Origin of the sequence: Microbacterium sp. USHLN186, assembly GCF_037145155.1 — a bacterium.
Taxonomy (GTDB): domain Bacteria; phylum Actinomycetota; class Actinomycetes; order Actinomycetales; family Microbacteriaceae; genus Microbacterium.
Window position 1 is genome coordinate 356,871 of sequence record NZ_JBBCYA010000001.1, and the last position, 18,281, is coordinate 375,151.

The window sequence follows — 18,281 nt, forward strand, 5'->3', positions numbered from 1 at the left end:
AGGATCGGGAAGCGAAAGGGGTGACTGTGAGCGAACGCGTCGCCGTCGTCACGGGTGCAGGTTCAGGGATCGGACGCGCGGTGGCCGAGGTCATGCTCGCCGCCGGCTTCAGGGTGGCGCTGGCCGGACGTCGATCCGACGCGCTGCGCGAGACCGCGGCCGGGCATCCGAACGCCCTCGTCGTGCCCACCGACGTCACGGTCGGCGCCGAGGTGGATGCGCTGTTCGAGCGGGTGGTGGCGCAGTGGGGCCGTGTGGACGTGCTGTTCAACAACGCCGGGATCTTCGGGCCCGTGGCATCCGCTGCCGACATCCGACTGGACGAATGGCAGCGCACCCTCGACGTGAACGTCACCGGCGCCCTGCTGTGCGCCGGTGCGGCGATGCGCACCATGATCGCGCAGCGCCCCGCGGGCGGCCGCATCATCAACAACGGGTCGATCTCGGCGCAGGTGCCGCGCCCGCTGTCGGTCGCGTATGCGGTGAGCAAGCACGCGATCACCGGCCTGACCCGCTCGATCGACCTGGACGGTCGAGCGCACGGGATCAGCTGCGGCCAGATCGACATCGGCAACGCCGCGACGCGCATCATGTCCGAGATCGGCGTGGGCGCGGGCGCCCTGCAGGCGGACGGCTCGCGGCTGGTCGAGCCCACTTTCGATGTCGCTGACGCGGCGCGGGCCGTGCTGTTCATGGCGCAGCTGCCGGCCGAGGCGAACGTCTCCTCGCTCACCGTCACCGCGGCCGGCATGCCGTTCGGCGGCCGCGGATGAGCTCTGCGTGCTGATCATCGGTGTCGGATCCCCCATCGGGGTCCGCGCTCTCGCAGGAGTGCGGACCCCGATCGCGGTGCGGGTCTCAGTGCCCTGAGCCGGGTTCGTCGTCGACGACCTGCACGACCTTGCCGTCGGCGCCCACGAGCTTGCCGTCGACGTAGCGATCGCCCTCCTTCAGCACCCGGATCACGTCGGTGCGGATGATGCGCACCGGGCTCGCCGCGAACACCGACGGGTCGTCGGAGTTGCCGCGCGTGAAGTGGTTGAAGACGAGATTCAGCAGGATCGCCGTCACGGCCGCCGAGCTGATGCCGGAGTTGAAGATCACCTGGAACCAACTCGGGAAGTTCGAGTAGATCGCGGGGATGAGCTCGGGCAGGATGCCGATCGAGATCGCGGTGGCGACGATGATCAGGTTCATGTTGTTCTCGTACTTGACCTTCGCCAGCGTGCGGATGCCCGACGCCGTGACCGTGCCGAACAGCACGATTCCCGCGCCGCCGAGCACTGCCGTCGGCATCGCGGCGACCACGCGGCCCAGGAACGGGCACAGGCCGAGCACGATGAGCACCACGCCACCGGCGGCGACGGCGTAGCGGCTCTTGATCTTCGTCACCGCGACCAGACCGACGTTCTGGGCGAACGCGCTCTGGGTGAAGGAGTTGAATACCGGCGAGACCGCGCTGGAGAGCATGTCGGCGCGCAGACCGGCCGCGATGCGCTTGCGGTCGACCTTCGAACCGACGATCTCGCCGACGGCGAGGATGTCGGCCGTGGTCTCGGTGAGGATGACCAGGACCACGATCAGCATCGACAGGATGGCGGCCAGGTCGAAGGTGGGCGCCCCGAATGCGAGCGGGGTCGGGAAGGCGAAGAAGTCGCCCTGGAAGACCTTGGAGAAGTCCGCACGTCCGATCAGGGCGGCGAAGATCGTGCCGACGACGAGCGCGAGCAGGATGGACAGCCGCGAGACGAACGCGTTGCCGACCTTGCTGAGCACGATGATGACCAGCAGGGTGAAGCCCGCGATGCCGATGTTGACCGGGTCGGCGAAGTTCGCCGCGGTCGGGTCGTTGCCGACGATCCAGCGCCCGGCGACCGGCATCAGTGAGAGGCCGATCGAGGTGATCACGACGCCCGTGACGACGGGCGGGAAGAATCGCACGATCTGCGCGAAGAAGGGGGCGATGACCAGACCGATCAGCGAGGCGATGATCACCGCGCCGAACACGTTGGTCAGTCCGTCGCGCCCGTTGCCGTTCACGATCGCGAGCATCGTCGCGACGCCGGCGAACGACACGCCCTGCACCAGGGGCAGCTGCGAGCCGAAGAACGGGAATCCGATGGTCTGCAGCAGGGTCGCCAGGCCGCCGACGAAGAGGCAGGCTGCGATGAGCAGTCCGATCTCGGCGGGGCTGACTCCGGCTGCGGAGCCGATGATGAGCGGCGGCGCGATGATGCCGCCGTACATGGTCAGGACGTGCTGGAGCCCGTAGGCGATGGATGGGCCGATGCCGAGGTGCTCGTCCTCCGGACGAGTCGACTCGGTTCTCGCCCTGGCTTTGGTTGAGCTGCGTGCAGCGAACATGTGGTGGACCTCCTTGTCCGGTGACCCGCTATTCGGGGTGGGCATATGAGTGTGAGAGGAGAGGAAGCGGGGGTGGGCCCGTGTTCAGCGGGCCCACCCTCCGTGTGATCAGCAGAAGCCGGCGATGCCGTCCCAGCTCCAGTGGTCGGTGTCGGCGCCCTGACGCAGGAACGCCGCCTCGATCAGGCCGTAGGGACGGTCTGCGGCGAAGAACACCTCGTTGGGGTTCTCGAGTCCGAACGGCGACAGGTCCACGACGAAGTGGTGGCTGTTCGGGGTGGAGAAGCGGATCTCGTCGATCTCGGGGTGCGCCTCGAGAACGGCCTCGGCCATCTCCTTGAGCGTGTGCTGCAGCGCGTAGGAGTAGTTGCGCGAGAAGCCGGCGAGCAGCAGGCGGCGGACGTCCGCGAAGACCTCGTTGAAGTCGATGTCGGTGCGGTTGTAGCGCCACTTGGCGGTCACGGAGGTCGCGAGGATGCGGTCCTCGGTCTCGGCCAGGGTGGTGTACTTGTCCTTCGGGTAGCCCACGAAGCCGCTCTGCGTCGACTTCAGCACCTTGAGGTCCTGCAGACCGGCGATGACGACCGTGTCATCTCCGTCGAGCTGCACGACAGCGGTGCGGGTCTCGGTGCCGCCGCGGACGAACGAGTGGTCGTGCTCGCCCTCGTCGCCCTGAATGCGCTGCCAGGTGTACTGCTCGGCCGCCCAGCGACCGCCGGTGATCCAGTCGAACTCGCCGGTGAAGTGGCGGCCCAGGCGGAGCAGGAACTCCTCGGGGCTGCCGACGCCGTCCTTGGCGAACGCGTAGACGGTGTTCTTCTGCGTGTCGGTCGGCACGACGTGCTCGTTGTTGCCGTCGAAGTGCGCGCTGTCTAGATCGCCGCGCAGCTGCGAGGTGACGTTGAGGTCCTCGATCTCGTGGCGGTCGGAGTCGCGCGTGATGCGGACGACCCGCACCTCGGCCTTGCCGTACTGGTTCTTGCCCAGAATGATTTCGGTCATGCTCTGTACTCAGCTTCCTCGGTAAGTGGAATAGGCGAACGGGCTGAGCAGGAGCGGCACGTGGTAGTGCGCCTGCTCAGCGTCGACCTGGAAGGTCAACACCACCTCCGGGAAGAAGGTGTCCGTGTCGATGCCGGCGAAGTAGGCCGCCGTGTCGAACCGGAGTCGGTATGCACCGCTCTCCAGCCGCTCGGGGCCCAGTTCTTTCACCCGCCCGTCAGCATCTGTGGATCCTGAACCGATCCCGACCCACTCGTCGCCCTGGCGGGCTTCGAGTGCGACGGCGACGTCGGGCGCGGGGCGTCCGATCGAGGTGTCCAGGATGTGGGTGGTCACGTGGGAAACGCTCATGTCGCGCTCCTTCAGCTCTGGAGGGCTCCGGCCAGACGCAGCGCTGCGATCTCGCGCAGCTGCTGGTCGACGACCGCGAGCTCCTGTTCGGGGGTGTTGCCCAGCCGCTCCTGCAGCAGGGCGAGGATCTCTTCGGCGGAGCGTCCGGCCGCGCGCACCAGGTAGACGCGGTCGAACTTCTGCTCGTAGGCCTTGTTGCCGGCCACCAGCGCGGCGGCGGCCTCTGCGTCGACGCCGGGCTGCTCCTTGCGCGACAGCGCCGCCTCTGCGGTCTCGCCCTGCGGCTTCTCCCCGATGCGCGGGTGGTGCGCCAGCGCGGCATCCAGTTCGGCCTCGGTGAACGGCGCAGCCGCAGTGGCGGCGGCGGCGGCGACCTCGTCGAGGTCACGGTACGGGCGCCCGTCGACGATCGCGTCGATCCAGCGCGGGATGTCCAGCGCGGGCTTGACGAGTGCGACTGCGTCTGCACGCTCTGCGGTGTTGAAGTTCTCGAGTGACATCTTCGATCCTCAAGCAGCTGCTGGCATCCGGCGCGAAGGCTATACGGAAACCCCTGACGGAGTCTTCACGAGAAGGTTACTTCCGTATGCCGGAACTGTTATTTCAGCATGTGTAAATAGTGTGCGCGCTGGTCCGGGCGGTTGTCAAGCCGTTCGGCGACCTTTTTCTTTCTCCACCCCGCGCTGGGCGCCCCAAGGCCGGGCCTTCCGGCCCGGCCTGGGTGGGACGGCTCAGACTCCGAGCTCGCTGCGCAGGCGCGCGACGTGCCCCTCGGCATCCACACCGTACTCCGCGCGCTGCACGATGCCGTCGCCGTCGAGCACGAAGGTGGAGCGGATGACGCCGTCGAACGTGCGATCGCCGATCGTCTTCTCGCCCCAGGCCCCCCACGCCTGGGCGACGGCTGCGTCGGTGTCGGCCAGCAGCGGGAAGCTGAGGTGCTCGGTCTCGGCGAAGGCGCGGATCTCGGCCACGGAATCGGGCGAGACGCCCAGCACGGCGTAACCGGCCGCGTCGAGCGCCGAGAGGCTGTCACGGAAGTCGCACGCCTCGGTCGTGCAGCCCGGGGTCGCGGCCTTCGGGTAGAAGTACACGACGACGTTGCGTCCGCGGTAGTCGGCGAGCGAGACCGTGCGGCCCTGCGCGTCGGCGAGGGTGAAATCGGGCGCGGGTGCTCCGGTGGTGAGGGTGTGGGTCATGATGGCTCCGTTCTGGGGTGTTCTGTTGCGGATGGGCGTGATGGTCGGGTGTGTGGATGCTACGCGCTCAGCGGCCCTGGATGTGCACGTCGAACGCCTCGGCCAGCTGCATGATCTTGCGCGCACGTCCCAGACGCGGAAGGTCGCTGCCGTCGCGGACGATGCGGCCGCGCGCGTCGAAGTCCTCGAGGAAGGTGAAGGCCCATTCCACGTCGGTGCGCGTCGGGCTGATGACCTCGTTCACCACCGGGGTCTGATCGGGCGTGAGGCAGAGCTTGCCGGTCATGCCCATCGACACGGTGGTGGCGGACTGCTCGCGCAGGATCGGGTGACTGCTGCCCACGGTCGGCCCGTCGATGGGCCCCGGCAGCTCGCCGCAGCGGCTGGCGATCACCAGGCGGGCGCGCGGGTAGGCCATCGCCTCGCGGTCGGCGGACATGCCGGTGTCGCGACGGAAGTCCCCGCTGCCGAAGGCCAGGCGGAACGCACCCTCGGCGCGCGCGATCTCGGTGGCGTTCTCGATGCCCAGTGCGGACTCCACGAGTGCGACGACGGGCACCCGGCCGCCGAGGCGGTTGAAGGTGTCGGTCACCTGGCTTCCGAACTCCGTCTTGGCGAGCATGACGCCCTGCAGACCGGAGGCCGCGCGCAGCTGTTCGACGTCCGCGGCCCAGTGGTCGCTGGTGACATCGTTGATGCGCACCCAGGCGCGGCCGCCGTCGTGCAGCCAGCGCGAGACGTCGTCCCTGGCGGCGTCTTTGCGGCTGGCGTCGACGGCATCCTCCACGTCGAGCACGACCGCGTCGGCGTGCGAGGCGGCAGCCTCATCGAAGGTGTCGGGCCGCGTCGCAGCGACGAGCAGCCACGAGCGGGCCAGCTCGGGCGCGATCGTGCGCTGCGCGAGGGCGGACAGGGGAGCGTTCATACTGGTTCCGATCAACGAAAATCAACTTCTGCAATGCGATATTCTATCGCGCCCGCCGAGCAGATGCCCTGAGCCTGAAGCCGCCCCCTCCCTTCTGCCCCAGGTCTACACTCTCAGCGAGAAGTCCACGTGTTGACACCGGAATCTGCGCGTGATGAAATCTCCTAGTGCGAAAACTAGTTCTCGCATCATGAAACACTTGAAGGGACGGCCGACATGTCGCAGGACGCCGAACACCACGATTCCGACCTCACGTCCCTCGATCCCACGGGCGAGCACTACGACCTGGTGATCCGGGGCGAGCGGGTACTCACGAGCTCCGGCATCCGTCCGCGCGAGGTGGGTGTGCGCGGCGGTGTCATCGTCGCGATGCAGCCGCTGGGCAACAACCTCTCCGGCACCGAGGTGATCGACCTCGGTGACGACGAGACGCTGATCCCCGGCCTCGTCGACACCCACGTGCACGTCAACGAGCCGGGCCGCACCGAGTGGGAGGGCTTCGCCTCCGCCACCCGCGCCGCCGCCGCCGGCGGCGTCACCACGATCGTCGACATGCCGCTGAACAGCATCCCGCCCACCGTCAGCGTCGAAGCGCTGGAGATCAAGCGCGATGTCGCCCGCGGGCAGACTCACGTGGACGTCGGCTTCTGGGGCGGCGCGATCCCCGGCAACACCGCAGACCTGCGTCCGCTGCACGACGCGGGCGTGTTCGGGTTCAAGAGCTTCCTGCTGCACTCCGGCGTCGACGAGTTCCCCCCGCTCGACCCGGACGAGCTCGAGAAGGACATGCGCGAGCTCGCCACGTTCGACTCGGTGATGATCGTGCACGCCGAGGACTCCCGCGCCATCGATCGCGCGCCCCAGCCCGACGGCGACGACTACGGCAAGTTCCTCGCCTCTCGCCCGCGCGGTGCCGAGAACCTCGCGATCGCCGAGGTCATCGAGCGCGCCCGCTGGACGGGAGCGCGCGCCCACATCCTGCACCTGTCGTCGTCGGACGCGCTGGCCATGCTGCGCACCGCCAAGCGCGACGGGCTGAAGATCACCGTCGAGACCTGCCCGCACTACCTGACGCTGGTCAGCGAGGAGATCCCTCTCGGCGCGACCGCGTTCAAGTGCTGCCCGCCCATCCGCGAGGCGGGCAACCGCGAGCTGCTGTGGCAGGGTCTGGAAGAGGGCACGATCGACTTCATCGTCTCGGATCACTCCCCCTCCACCCTGGATCTGAAGGATCTCGAGAACGGTGACTTCGGCGTCGCATGGGGCGGCGTGGCCTCACTGCAGCTGGGCTTGTCGCTGATCTGGACCGAGGCGCGCCAGCGCGGGCTGTCCCTCGAGCAGGTCGTGTCGTGGATGAGCGAGCGCCCGGCGCAGTTCGCCGGCCTCACCGGGAAGGGCCGCATCGCCCCCGGCTACGACGCCGACTTCTCCATCTTCGCCGCCGACGACGCGTACGTGGTCGACGTGAAGAAGCTGCATCACAAGAACCCGATCACCCCGTACCAGGGCAAAGCGCTCGCGGGCGTCGTGCGCCGCACCTGGCTGCACGGCGAGGTCATCGACTTCGACAATCCGCGCGGGCGCCTGCTGCGCCGCGGCATGATCGACGCCTGAGCGCTGGTCCGCCGCGCGACGAGCCGCTGCCGGCCTGACTCCGCTCAGGCCGGCAGCGGCTCGTCGCGATAGAGCGCCTCGAACGTGTCGAGTGTGCGATTGATGTCGTGCGCAGCGACGCCGTCGAGCGATGCGCGCTGCATCCGCTCGTACTCCTCAGAGCTCGCGGTCAGGACGGCGGTGAGCTTCTCGGCGAGACCATCGACGTCGCCGGGCTCGAAGAGATAGCCGTTCTCGCCGTCGTGGACGAGGTGCGGCAGGGCCACCGCGTTCGCCCCGACGACCGGCAGCGCCGACGCCATCGCCTCCATGGTGACGATGGACTGCAGTTCGGCGATCGACGCGATCGCGAACACCGAGGCGCGCGAGTAGAGCTCGCGCAGCTGCTCGTCGCTGACGAGTCCGTGGAAGGTGACGCGATCCTCGATGCCGAGCTGCGCGGTGAGCGTCTCCAGCGCCTTGCGCTGGTCGCCGCCACCGGCGATGTCGAAGTGCACGTCGAGGGCGGGATCGAGCCGCTGCACGGCGCGCAGCACCACGTCGACCTGCTTCTCGCCGGTGAGCCGCCCGACGAAGAGGATGCGGTTGCGCTCGCGCGGCCCCACGACCGGACGGTAGTTGCGCCGATCGATGCCGCAGCTGATCGGCACGACGCCGGCGATGTCGATCGTGCGCTCGAGGAAGTCGGCGGCGTTGCGAGTGGGCGTGGTCACGGCGCGGGTCATGTCGAACGTGCGCTTGGCATCGGCCCACGCCAGGCGCAGCACGACGTCGTCGACGACCTTCGGCATGGTGGTGTGGTCGAGGATGTTCTCGGCCATCACGTGATTGGTCGCGATGACCGGGATGCCGCGCTCGCGCGCGATGCGGGTCAGTCCGCGACCGATGATGATGTGGGACTGGATGTGCACGACATCCGGCTGCACCTCGTCGAGCACCTTGCGGGCGTAGTGCTTCGAGCGCCACGGCCAGACGAAGCGCACCCAGTCGTGCGGCAGGTAGCGCAGGGCGGGCAGGCGGTGCAGCGTCATCGGCTCGCCCTCGATGATCTCCGTGCGCGCGGGCGTGCGGCGGTACGCCGTGTTGGGTGCGACGACGTGCACCTCGTGGCCGCGCTGCACGAGGCCGGCGGCGAGGCGCTCGGCGAATCGAGCGGCGCCGTTGATGTCGGGTGCGAACGTGTCGCAGCCGATGAGGATTCTCAGGGGGCGTCCGGAGGTCACGGGAAGTCTGCTGCCTCTCTCTTGCTCTGGGCGCCCGTCACTCTACCCGAGCGCGCTGCACCCGCCGGGGAGGCGGGCCGCGTACCGTGTTCTCATGCGTCTGATCTCCTCCGCCGACCCCCGGCTGTGGTCGCCGGTGACCGGTTCCCTCGGATTCGCCGGTCGTCGCCATCGCAAGGCCGCGATCAGGATGCTGATGGCACAGGCTGCCGCCGGCGCCGGTCGGGAGAGCTTGCCCGGCGCACGGGTGGGCAGCTGGCTGGCCAGCCAGGCCATTCCGTTCGCGATGCGTCGCGCCGACGGACGGGTGCTCGCGTGGACGTGGCGCGCGGAACCCGAGCTCGTGGTGGCGATGGCGAACGTGCAGCCTCTGACGCCGCAGCTGCGCACGGCGCGCGCGATGATGCCGATGCAGTACGACGACACGGAGGACTTCCCCACCGCCCTGGGGGTGGGCGAGAAGCTGATGATGCCGGTGCCGGCGAATCCGGCATCCCCTCCGTTCGCCACCTACAGCTGGGACACCGGCACGCACCTGATCACCCTCACCGCCGTGTGCGGCGATCGTGAGCGCTTCGGCACAGTGGAGCCCGCCCTGGATGAGCTCGCGCGCAGCATCCGCATCGCGACCGATGTCACCGGGGGCGAGTCGGACGTGCTGCGACTTCCCCCGGCGTGAGCGTCGGCCCTGCCGGCTCGGGACGGGTCAGAGCTGGCCGGTGGCGGTCATCGTGATCAGGGTGGTGACGGTCACGAGCGCCCACAGCAGAGCGCCGAGCAGCATCGGTCGCCACCCGGCCGATCGGATCCCGGCGGGATCCGTCGACAGCCCGATGCCGGCCAGCGCCACCGCGACGAGGAAGACGCTGATGTGTGCCAGCACGTCGCTCGCGGTGGGCGGGATCACGCCGGCGGAGTTGATCAGCGCGATGAGGACGAAGCCGACCAGGAACCAGGGCACGAGTCGCACGATCCGCGCGAACGAGAGCGGTGCGTCCTCGCCGCGGCGCCGTCCGTCGACGACGGCGAGGCCGACGCTGATGGGGATGATCATCAGCGTGCGCACGAGTTTGACCACGACGGCGAAGCCGAGCGATGCTCCGCTGAACACGCTGGCTGCGGCGACCACCGAGCTGGTGTCGTTGACGGCTGTGCCTGCGAAGAGCCCGAAGGCCTCGGCAGACATGCCGAGGGCGTGACCGAGGAACGGGAACGTGAGCACGGCGAGGATGTTGAACAGGAAGATGGTCGAGATCGCGTAGGCGATCTGCGCGCTGCGGGCGCGGATGACGGGCGAGACCGCGGCGATCGCCGAAGCACCGCAGATGCCCGTGCCGACGCCGATGAGAGTCGTGATGCCGGGATCGATCCGCAGTGCACGGCCGAGGATGAAGGCGCCGACCAGGCATACGGACAGCGAGATCAGCATCACGGGCAGTGTGCGCGCTCCCACCTGCAGCACCACCCCGATCGACAGCTGCGCACCGAGCAGCACGACCGCGCACTGCAGCACGAACGAGCTCGCGTACTTCACCCCGGGCGCCATGCGCGCAGAAGGACGCCGCAGGAGCGCGATGAGCACGCCGATGAGCACGGCGGGAATGGCGGAGCCGACCACCGGCGCCGCCGCGCCGATGACCGTCGCGACCGCGGCGATCGCGACGCAGACGCTCAGGCCGGGCAGCACGTCGACGCCGCGGACGGCGAGACGGGTCGGGAAGGTCGCGACAGGGCTCAGTTGCATGCTGTCCAGTCTGAAAGCGGGCGCCCGCCCTGGGAAGGGACCCGATTCCTGTAGGGTCACAACGAGGAGTTGTGGCCATGGAGATCGTCGACGTCCGTCCGCTGCGCGCGCTGGTGCAGGTGGCCGCAGACGGCAGCATCTCGCGCGCCGCTCGCAGCCTCGGGCTCACTCAGCAGGCGCTGTCGGCTCGGCTGCGCGCATTCGAGCGCGAGCTCGACGTCGAGCTGCTGCAGCGCTCGGCGCGCGGAACGACGCTGAGCCCGCAGGGCGACCTCGTCGTGGTGTGGGCCCGCGAGGCCCTGGCAGGGATGGACCGGTTCAACGCCGCCGTCGGCTCGCTGCGCCGGCACTCCCCCACCGACCTCGTCGTCGCCGTGAGCCAGACCGTCGGTGCGCATCTGCTGCCCGGCTGGGTGGCGGCCCTGCACAGTCGGCAGATCGATGACGGGCAGCAGCCGTCGCCCGTCGTCTTCGTCACCGCCAACAGCGATGAGGTGACCCGCAAGGTGCACGACGGGGAGTGCGCCCTCGGCTTCATCGAGAGCCCGACGATCCCGCCCGAACTCGGCTCGAGGGTCGTGCGCTGGGACACGATGGTCGTCGCCGTCGGAATCAGCCATCCGTGGGCTCGGCGGCGTGCTGTCGACCTCGCCGAGGTGGCGCGTACGCCCCTCGTCGTGCGCGAGCAGGGCAGCGGCACCCGGGCCGCCCTGGATCGGATGCTCGATGCCGCCGGCCACGTGAGCGAGCCGCCGGCATCCGTGCTCTCCACCGAGGCCGCGGTGCGCTCGGCTGCCGTTGCGGGGATCGGCCCAGCCGTGCTCAGCGAGCTGTCCATCGCCGACGACGTCGCCCTCGGCCGACTCCGCGCTCTCGAACTCTCGCCGCAGCCGCTGCGGCGGCCGATCGCCGCGGTGTGGCGCGGGGGCCCGCGCGACCTCCACGGCCTCGCCCGCGAGCTCGTCGAGGTCGCGGCGGGTGCCGGCTCGGCGTGAGGCGAGGCGGCCCTCCCGACTGCAGGGGGCCGCCGACCTCTCTCAGATCCGTACGTCGCCGACGAGGTTGACCTTGATGCCCATCCCCGCGAACATGGCTGCCTTCGCCACGAGCGCACGGTCGGCCGTCGCCGCATCCGGCGCGTAGACCAGCTGCGCGTGATTCGCCTTGTGGCGGGCCATGAACTGGTCCCGGGTCTGACCGTGCAGCACGACGTGCGCGATGGGCCATTCGGGGTTCGTCGCGTCCTTGCGGCGCTGCGTCTCGGCATCCGGCAGCTCGACCACCGATGCGCGGAAGATGTCGGCCTGCAGGATGCCGTCGGCGATGAAGACCCGGCTGAGCACCACCTCGCCGGGCTTGGAGACGCCGTTGATGGTCGCGCCACCCGCGGGGAAGAACACGTGGCCCTGGCGCCAGCCCTCGGCTCGGTCCCACCCGCCGAGGTGCGAGGCGGGCACCGAGCCCGAGATCTCGTACACCCAGACGAACTCGCCCTCGTGGTCATCGCCCCAGCGCACGTCGTGGAGCGTGTTGTCGGGCACCAGCCCCATCGCACGCCAGACCCGATCGGTGACCAGCGCGTCCACCGCGACCCCCTCGTCCGCCTCGTTGAAGTGCGGGAAGGCCCGCCCCTCGTGCAGCACCCGGCCACCGTCGCGCGAGGTCACCGGAGGACGCTCGGTGGAGTTCAGGATCCCCTCGGCGAGATCGGATGCCGGCACGAGGTCCTTCAGGCCCTGCTGGTACTGGATGCCGACCGCATCGAGCCCGAAGTCGTCGGCGATGCGCAGCGCGGCGATGTACATCTTCAGCTGCCACTGCACCTGCTCGCGGGTGAGCTCGGTCGCCGGGTCCTCGCCGAACCGGAAGGTCATGCCGTGCGCGACCAGCCATTCGAAGGCCGCGTCGGCCTCGGCCTCGCTCACCTCCAGCATCTCGGCGTACAGCGCCGACTGGCTGAGACGCTCCTTGTAGATGCCGGTCGGGTTCAGCAGCTCGTCGTCGAAGATCGCGTTGTACATGCCCATGCAGCCCTCGTCGAACACGCCGATGATGGCCTTGTCGGCCAGCAGCTGAGCGGCCAGCGCCTCACCGAGCTGCTTCTCGGGGCTGTCCGGCAGATCCGGCAGGGCACGCACGTGCGAGTCGTCGTGCGTGATGCGTCCGCTCTCGGTCCATTCCCGGATGCCGTCGATGAACCACTGGTCGGTGTAGTCCACGGACCAGGTGGTCGCGTACGGCTTGCCCATCTTGGTGAGCCCCGCGTTGAGCCCGAGCAGGCCCACCAGTCCCGGCCAGTCGCCGGCGAAGTTCGCGACGGTGAGGATCGGGCCCTCGTGGGTGCGCAGGCCCGCGAGCACGTGGTGCGAGTACTGCCAGTTCGCGATCGCGACGATGAGCGGCGCATCCACGGGGATGCTCTTGAACACCTCCATGCCCATGCGCTGGCTGGAGATGAAGCCGTGTCCGGTCTCGGGATCCACGTCGAACGCGCGGATCACGCGCCAGCCGAGGTCCTCGAGCACGCCGGTGACCCCGGCTTCGAGCTCGACCTGCGTCGGCCAGCCCGCGACGTTCGCCGACTCGCGCAGATCACCCGAGGTGATCAGGTAGGCCGTCTTCGGCTGTGCTTCGGGGCGCTCGGCCGGGGCGGGGAGGGTGTAGCTCATGATGTTCTCCGTTGCTGGTGGGGTGTCAGGCGCTGCGCTGCGCGGTGGCGAGTTCGTGCACGACCTCGCGGGTGCCGGCGTACAGGCGCAGGTAGCGGTCGAAGAGCGCGTCGTAGACGTCCTTCACCGCTGGATCGGGGGTGATCGTGGTGGCCACCGGATTCCAGTGCTCGATCAGCGGCTTCGCATCGTCTGGAGCGACTGCGGATGCTGCCAGGAACGCGGCTCCGTAGCTCGCGCCGATCGTCGTGGCCGGCACCTCCTGGATCAGGCCGGTGGCATCCGAGACGATCTGCAGCCAGAGGCGTCCCTGCGTGCCACCGCCGACGGCGACGATGCGGCGGATGTCGGCGCCGGCAGCGCGCATCGTCTCGACGTTGTGGCGCACCCCGAGAGCGGTGGCCTCGAGAGCCGCGCGGTACAGGTCTCCGCGGCCGTGGCGGAGGGTGAGCCCGGCGATCACGCCGCGCGCATCAGGGTCCTGGATGGGCGTGCGCTCACCGGAGAAGTACGGCAGCATCAGCAGGCCGCGTGCTCCGGGGCCGGACGCCTCGGCCTCGGCGAGCAGCTGCGGGTAGTCGGCATCGGTGAGGTCTTTCAGCCAGCCGGTGAGGGCGCCCGAGGTCGAGAGCCCACCGGCGAGGTTGCGCGTGCCGGCGAAGGCGCCGGCCGTTGTCCACATCGACGGCGTGCGCAGCGTGCGCTCTCCCGTCGCGATGAGGAACATCGTCGTCCCGTACATGAGCATCAGGTCACCGTCACGGTGCGCGCCGACGCTGACGGCCTCGCTCCATGCGTCGATCGTGCCGGTGATCACCGGAGTGCCTTCGGGGATCCCCGTGAGGTCGGATGCCACCGGCGTGACCGTGCCGGCGATATCGCCGGCCCAGGTCAGGGCGGGGCGCTCGATCCGAGCCGCACAGGCATCCCACCACGGCTCGTGCCAGCGCTCGTTCTCGATGTCGTAGAGCGGGGAGGTCTGGCTGGCGGACTGGTGGTCGAGCACATAGGCGCCGGTCAGGCGGTGGGCGAGCCAGGAGGCCGGCATGAACAGGCGCGCGGCTCGTGCCCACGCATCCGGCTCCTCGTCGGCGACCCACGCGATCTTCGGTCCCGCCGACTGGGAAGTGAGCACGGAGCCCCCGACGGCCGTGATCTCGTCGGCCCCGAGCTCATCGGTGAGCCGCGCGATCTGCGCGGTGGCTCGCGTATCGACGCCGTAGAGGATGGCGGGGCGCACGGGTTCGCCCTTCTCGTCGGCGAGGAGCACGCAGGGGCCCATGCCGCTCACGCCGACCGCCGCGATCTCCACCTCGCCCTTCTGGGCCCCTGAGCTTGTCGAAGGGCGCAGCAGCTCCCGCGCGATGGCGACGAACTCGTCCCACCACACGTTGCCGTCCATCTCGACCCATCCGCTGTGCGGACGCTCCACCGCGTGCGCACGGGTTGCTGTCGCGAGGATCTCGCCGGTCTCCGAGACGAGGACGCCCTTGCTGCTCGAAGTGCCGATGTCCACCCCTAGGCTGCAGCGCATGTCGTCCTCCTCGACCGTTGACTGCGACCAGCGTATGCGAAATCGATTTCACGCCGCAAGCGGATGCAGCGGATGCTCCCGTCGGGACGGCATCCGCTGCATTCGCTGTCAGCCCTGGTGACGGGCGAGGATCCTTCCGGTCAGCAGCGCCCCGCCGAGAAGCAGCAGGTAGGCGCCCGCCACGACGCCGCCGCCCATTTGAGAGAAGAACAGCAGCGGCACCTGCACGAACGGCAGCAGGAGCACCAGCCACCGACGCACCCGGCGAGCGCGGAGCAGCGAGACGGTGAGCACGATCGAGCCGATCAGCCAGAGAGCGTTGGCCGCCATGGCGACGATCGGGAAGAAGTCCAGATCGATGCCGTTGATGGCGCTGGTCACCGTGCCCAGGGTGAGCAGGACGGTGCCGGTGGCGGCGATGTGCGCGCCGTGACGAGAGCGTGCGTAGCGACCGAGTCCTTCGAACAGCAGCGCGAGCGCCCAGAGGCTGAGGGTGAACATCACGAGGATGCCACGGGTGCGCGGGTCGATCGCGGGGTCCTCATCCTGCGGGAAGACGACCTGCAGGACGCCGATGACGACCGACAGTGCGCCGGCGGTCGCCGCCGCCCATCCCGCGCTGCGGTCGCTGATGGCGCCGATTCGCGGCAGCGGGCCGGCGGTGGGGGTGATGGTGGACATGAACAGCCCTTCTTCTGAGCGGTGAGTCGCCGCCGGTGCAGACGACGACGATCCGAAGCTACGGCCGGCAGTCCGGGCCGCACATCGCACGGAGGTCGAGGATCAGGTCGACTCCGGTCGCGCGCAGATGTCGACTTTCGTCGCTGTTCCAGGTATCCGCCCGGCTCTACGATCGGGGTGTGCACACCACTGTCCTGCGGGCGATCTGGCGTTGGACGACGCCGCTCGATCTGGCGATCGCCGGTGGGATCGGCGCGTGGGCGGTCGTCGAGGCGATGCTCGTCCCGGCTGCAGCACCGCTGCGGCAGCTGGTGTTCGGCGTGGCGATCTCGGCCCCGCTCGCCGTGCGTCGGCGGTTCCCGGCCACCGTCATGCTCACGGTCGCCGTCGCGCTGGTGGTGCATGCCGCTGTGGCGGGAGCGGATGCCACCTTCAACCCGTTCCCCAGCCTTCTCGTGGCGACTTACACGGTGGCCGAGCGGGTCCGCGAGCTCTGGCTTTCGGTCGCGCTCGGCCTGGTGCCCGTCGCGACCATGCTCGCCGCGCACCTGCTCGGCTATTTCGGCTCTCCCGGGATCGAGAACGCGGGTGTCGCCTTCCTCATGTTCTTCGTGTCCGGCGCGTGGGCCGCGGGGAGGATCGTGCGTGCGCGATCGATGTCGCTGCAGCGCGTCGCCGCAGGTGCGCACGTGCAGGCCAGCGAGGCCGCCGCCTCCGAGCGCAGGCGCATCGCGCGGGAGCTGCACGACATCGTGGCGCATTCGCTCTCGATCGTCTCGCTGCAGGCGGCGGCAGCGGAGCAGTTCCTGGAGCGCGACCCGGCGAGGGCGCGCACTCATCTGGAGCTCACCCGGCGCACGGCGCAGAGTGCCCTGGACGAGATGCGGCACCTGCTGGAGGTGCTGCGCGAGAGCGAGGCGTCGTATGCACCTCAGCCCGGGCTGTCGGCGCTGCCGGCACTGATCGCGGGGACCGAGGACGCGGGACACCGCTGCGAGATGCAGATCGATGACGTGCGAGTCTCGGACGGTTGCGCGCTGGCGGCCTACCGCATCGTGCAGGAGGCCCTCACGAACGTGCGCAAGCACGCGCCGGGCGCCGATGTGCGTGTCCTAGTCCAGCAGGGCGACGGCGTGCTGAGCGTCAACGTGGAGAACGGGCCCGCGGCGCACCGTTCCACGACCGTCGAAGGCAGCGGGTTCGGCATCCCGGGGATGGCAGAGCGGGCGCGCGTCTACGGGGGCACGCTGGAGGCCGGTCCGACTGGACGGGGATGGAGCGTTCGCGCGTCTCTTCCCACGGCGGTTCCGCGATGATCGGCCCCCGTGCGCTCGTCGCCGACGACCACGCTCTCATCCGCTCCGGCATCGTCGCGCTGCTCGAAGCGGCGGATATCGACGTCGTCGGTGAGGCGGCGACCGGCAGGGAAGCGGTGAGCGCGGCGTCCCGCCTGAGGCCCGAGATCGTGCTCATGGACATCCGGATGCCGGACATGGACGGCATCGAGGCGACCGCCGCGGTGACCGCGCTTCCGGATCCGCCGCGCGTGCTGGTGCTGACGACGTTCGACCTCGACGAGTACGTATACCGAGCGCTGGCCGCCGGCGCCTCCGGGTTCCTCTTGAAGGACGCGCGTCCGGATCGGCTCGTCGCGGCCGTGCGGACGGTCGCCGACGGGGAGTCGCTGCTGGCGCCGGAGCTCACTCGACGCCTCATCGAGCGCCACCTCGCCGCACCTCCACGGCCCGCGCCGCGGTTCGATCTGACAGCGCGCGAGCGTGAGATCTGGACGCTGATCGCGGCAGGACTGTCGAATGCCGAGATCGGGGGCCGGCTCTTCCTCAGCGAGGCGACGGTGAAGGCGCACATCACGCGCCTGCTGTCGAAGCTCGGCGCGCGCGACCGCGTCCAGGCCGTCGTCGCGGCGTACGAGTCGGGCCTGGTCCGGCCCGGTGGCGCCTGATTCCCCGCCCAGCGCGGAAGATCGCGCTCAGCCGGTGCGGCTCGCCGACTGCAGCTGGTTGCGCAGCACCACGGTGCGGGGCGGCTGCTGATCGCCGCGGATCCGCTCGAGCAGCATTCTTGCCGCAGTGACGCCCATGTGCCGAGCCGGCAGACGGACGACGGTGACCACGGAGGGCGACAGCGTCGTGAAGGGCAGGCCGCCGATCACCGCCACCCCGAGCTTCGGCGGGGTCAGATCCCGCTCGGTGAGAACCTGGATCGCACCGACCCCGATGAGGTTGTTGCCGGCGACGACGGCGTCCGGAGGCTCGGGCAGAGCGAGCAGCTCGGCCATGACCTCTCGGCCGCCCTCGAGGCGGAAGGTGGAGAAGCGCAGCAGCTCCTCGGGAACGTCCATCCCGGCCTCGCGGTAGGCGCGCCGCCAGCCCTCCGCACGATCCGCCGCCGTCTCGATGTGCGCAGGTCCGCCGATGTACGCCACCCGGCGGTGCGTCTCGAGCAGATGCGCGGTTGCCGTGCGCCCGGCATCCGTGTTGGCCATCACCACGCTGTCGATGTCGTATCCCGTCCCCCGGTCGACCGCGACCACAGGGCGACCGGTGGCGAGGATCTCATCGAGGCTGCTGTGGTCCGATGCGGCCGCGAGGATGACCCCGGACATCCGCTCGGCGATGGCGATGCGCAGGTAGGTGGACTCCTTCTCGGTCTGCGCGTCGGAGTTGCACAGCACCACCGAGTAGCCGGCTTCGCTCGCGACGTCCTCGACACCACGCGCCATCTCGGTGAAGTAGGGGTTCTCGATGTCGGGGATGACGAGCGCGATCACCTCCGAGCTCTGCCGCCGCAGCGTGCGTGCCGCTCTGTTGGGGGTGAAGTTCAGCTCGGCGGCGGCGGCTCGCACCGCGTCGACCTTCGTCGCCGAGACGCTCGTGCCGTTGAATACGCGTGACACCGTCGCCGGGGAGACCCCGGCACGCCGGGCGACGTCATAGATCGTGGCCACGGGGCTC

18 protein-coding genes are annotated in these 18,281 nt (G+C 69.6%); 6 read left to right on the plus strand and 12 right to left on the minus strand.

All coding sequences use genetic code 11. From position 1 onward, the window contains the following. Positions 1-20: 20 nt before the first annotated feature. Positions 21-773 carry an SDR family oxidoreductase gene (locus tag WFG93_RS01605; RefSeq protein ID WP_336644567.1) on the plus strand — a complete coding sequence of 251 codons (753 nt, stop codon included), beginning with the start codon at positions 21-23 and terminating at the stop codon, positions 771-773. A gap of 85 nt (positions 774-858) precedes the next feature. On the opposite strand, the gene WFG93_RS01610 is transcribed toward WFG93_RS01605, so the two are convergent. The 6 genes from WFG93_RS01610 to WFG93_RS01635 form a co-directional block, all read right to left on the minus strand. Then, positions 859-2,364 (minus strand): nucleobase:cation symporter-2 family protein, encoded by a 1,506-nt coding sequence (locus tag WFG93_RS01610; RefSeq protein WP_336644568.1) that lies wholly within the window; start codon positions 2,362-2,364, stop codon positions 859-861. A gap of 108 nt (positions 2,365-2,472) precedes the next feature. After that, a complete protein-coding gene (gene pucL / locus WFG93_RS01615) occupies positions 2,473-3,366 on the minus strand; it encodes a factor-independent urate hydroxylase (RefSeq protein ID WP_336644569.1) in 894 nt (297 codons plus the stop codon). 9 nt (positions 3,367-3,375) lie between these two features. Continuing rightward, positions 3,376-3,717 carry a hydroxyisourate hydrolase gene (gene uraH, locus WFG93_RS01620; protein ID WP_099194946.1) on the minus strand — a complete coding sequence of 114 codons (342 nt, stop codon included), beginning with the start codon at positions 3,715-3,717 and terminating at the stop codon, positions 3,376-3,378. Between the two features lie 11 nt (positions 3,718-3,728). Continuing rightward, complete coding sequence (uraD, locus tag WFG93_RS01625) at positions 3,729-4,217, minus strand: 2-oxo-4-hydroxy-4-carboxy-5-ureidoimidazoline decarboxylase (protein ID WP_336644570.1); 489 nt, start codon at positions 4,215-4,217, stop codon at positions 3,729-3,731. Between the two features lie 231 nt (positions 4,218-4,448). Further along, positions 4,449-4,916 (minus strand): thioredoxin-dependent thiol peroxidase, encoded by a 468-nt coding sequence (gene bcp / locus WFG93_RS01630; RefSeq protein WP_336644571.1) that lies wholly within the window; start codon positions 4,914-4,916, stop codon positions 4,449-4,451. 67 nt (positions 4,917-4,983) lie between these two features. Next, positions 4,984-5,841: an HpcH/HpaI aldolase/citrate lyase family protein gene (locus WFG93_RS01635; RefSeq protein WP_336644572.1), complete on the minus strand. Its 858-nt coding sequence runs from the start codon at positions 5,839-5,841 to the stop codon at positions 4,984-4,986. A gap of 216 nt (positions 5,842-6,057) precedes the next feature. On the opposite strand from WFG93_RS01635, the gene allB reads away from it, so the two are divergent. After that, positions 6,058-7,455, plus strand: coding sequence for an allantoinase AllB (gene allB, locus WFG93_RS01640; RefSeq protein ID WP_336644573.1), 1,398 nt, complete (start codon positions 6,058-6,060; stop codon positions 7,453-7,455). 44 nt (positions 7,456-7,499) lie between these two features. Here allB and WFG93_RS01645 read toward each other — a convergent pair whose 3' ends face one another. Further along, positions 7,500-8,678, minus strand: a complete 1,179-nt coding sequence (locus WFG93_RS01645) for a glycosyltransferase (protein WP_336644574.1) — start codon at positions 8,676-8,678, stop codon at positions 7,500-7,502. Positions 8,679-8,772: 94 nt separating this feature from the next. Between WFG93_RS01645 and WFG93_RS01650 the strand changes: the two genes are divergently transcribed. Further along, positions 8,773-9,357: a hypothetical protein gene (locus WFG93_RS01650; protein WP_336644575.1), complete on the plus strand. Its 585-nt coding sequence runs from the start codon at positions 8,773-8,775 to the stop codon at positions 9,355-9,357. A 27-nt stretch (positions 9,358-9,384) separates the two neighbouring features. On the opposite strand, the gene WFG93_RS01655 is transcribed toward WFG93_RS01650, so the two are convergent. Then, entirely contained in the window at positions 9,385-10,422 is a 1,038-nt protein-coding gene (locus WFG93_RS01655) for a YeiH family protein (RefSeq protein WP_336644576.1), read from the minus strand. Between the two features lie 77 nt (positions 10,423-10,499). Between WFG93_RS01655 and WFG93_RS01660 the strand changes: the two genes are divergently transcribed. Further along, a complete protein-coding gene (locus tag WFG93_RS01660) occupies positions 10,500-11,417 on the plus strand; it encodes a LysR family transcriptional regulator (protein ID WP_336644577.1) in 918 nt (305 codons plus the stop codon). 42 nt (positions 11,418-11,459) lie between these two features. Here WFG93_RS01660 and WFG93_RS01665 read toward each other — a convergent pair whose 3' ends face one another. From WFG93_RS01665 to WFG93_RS01675, 3 genes are all read right to left on the minus strand, one after another. Continuing rightward, positions 11,460-13,091 carry a fucose isomerase gene (locus WFG93_RS01665; RefSeq protein WP_336644578.1) on the minus strand — a complete coding sequence of 544 codons (1,632 nt, stop codon included), beginning with the start codon at positions 13,089-13,091 and terminating at the stop codon, positions 11,460-11,462. A 25-nt stretch (positions 13,092-13,116) separates the two neighbouring features. After that, positions 13,117-14,625 carry an FGGY-family carbohydrate kinase gene (locus WFG93_RS01670; RefSeq protein ID WP_336644579.1) on the minus strand — a complete coding sequence of 503 codons (1,509 nt, stop codon included), beginning with the start codon at positions 14,623-14,625 and terminating at the stop codon, positions 13,117-13,119. Positions 14,626-14,733: 108 nt separating this feature from the next. Continuing rightward, a complete protein-coding gene (locus tag WFG93_RS01675) occupies positions 14,734-15,306 on the minus strand; it encodes a hypothetical protein (RefSeq protein WP_336644580.1) in 573 nt (190 codons plus the stop codon). Positions 15,307-15,485: 179 nt separating this feature from the next. Here WFG93_RS01675 and WFG93_RS01680 point away from each other — a divergent pair, with 179 nt between their 5' ends. After that, complete coding sequence (locus tag WFG93_RS01680) at positions 15,486-16,622, plus strand: sensor histidine kinase (protein WP_336644581.1); 1,137 nt, start codon at positions 15,486-15,488, stop codon at positions 16,620-16,622. Beyond that, positions 16,619-17,269 (plus strand): response regulator transcription factor, encoded by a 651-nt coding sequence (locus tag WFG93_RS01685; protein WP_336644582.1) that lies wholly within the window; start codon positions 16,619-16,621, stop codon positions 17,267-17,269. The genes WFG93_RS01680 and WFG93_RS01685 overlap by 4 nt, the downstream gene beginning before the upstream one ends. 27 nt (positions 17,270-17,296) lie before the next feature. Here the strand turns inward: WFG93_RS01685 and WFG93_RS01690 are convergent, their stop codons facing one another. Next, positions 17,297-18,274, minus strand: coding sequence for a LacI family DNA-binding transcriptional regulator (locus WFG93_RS01690; RefSeq protein WP_336644583.1), 978 nt, complete (start codon positions 18,272-18,274; stop codon positions 17,297-17,299). Between the last annotated feature and the right edge of the window lie 7 nt (positions 18,275-18,281).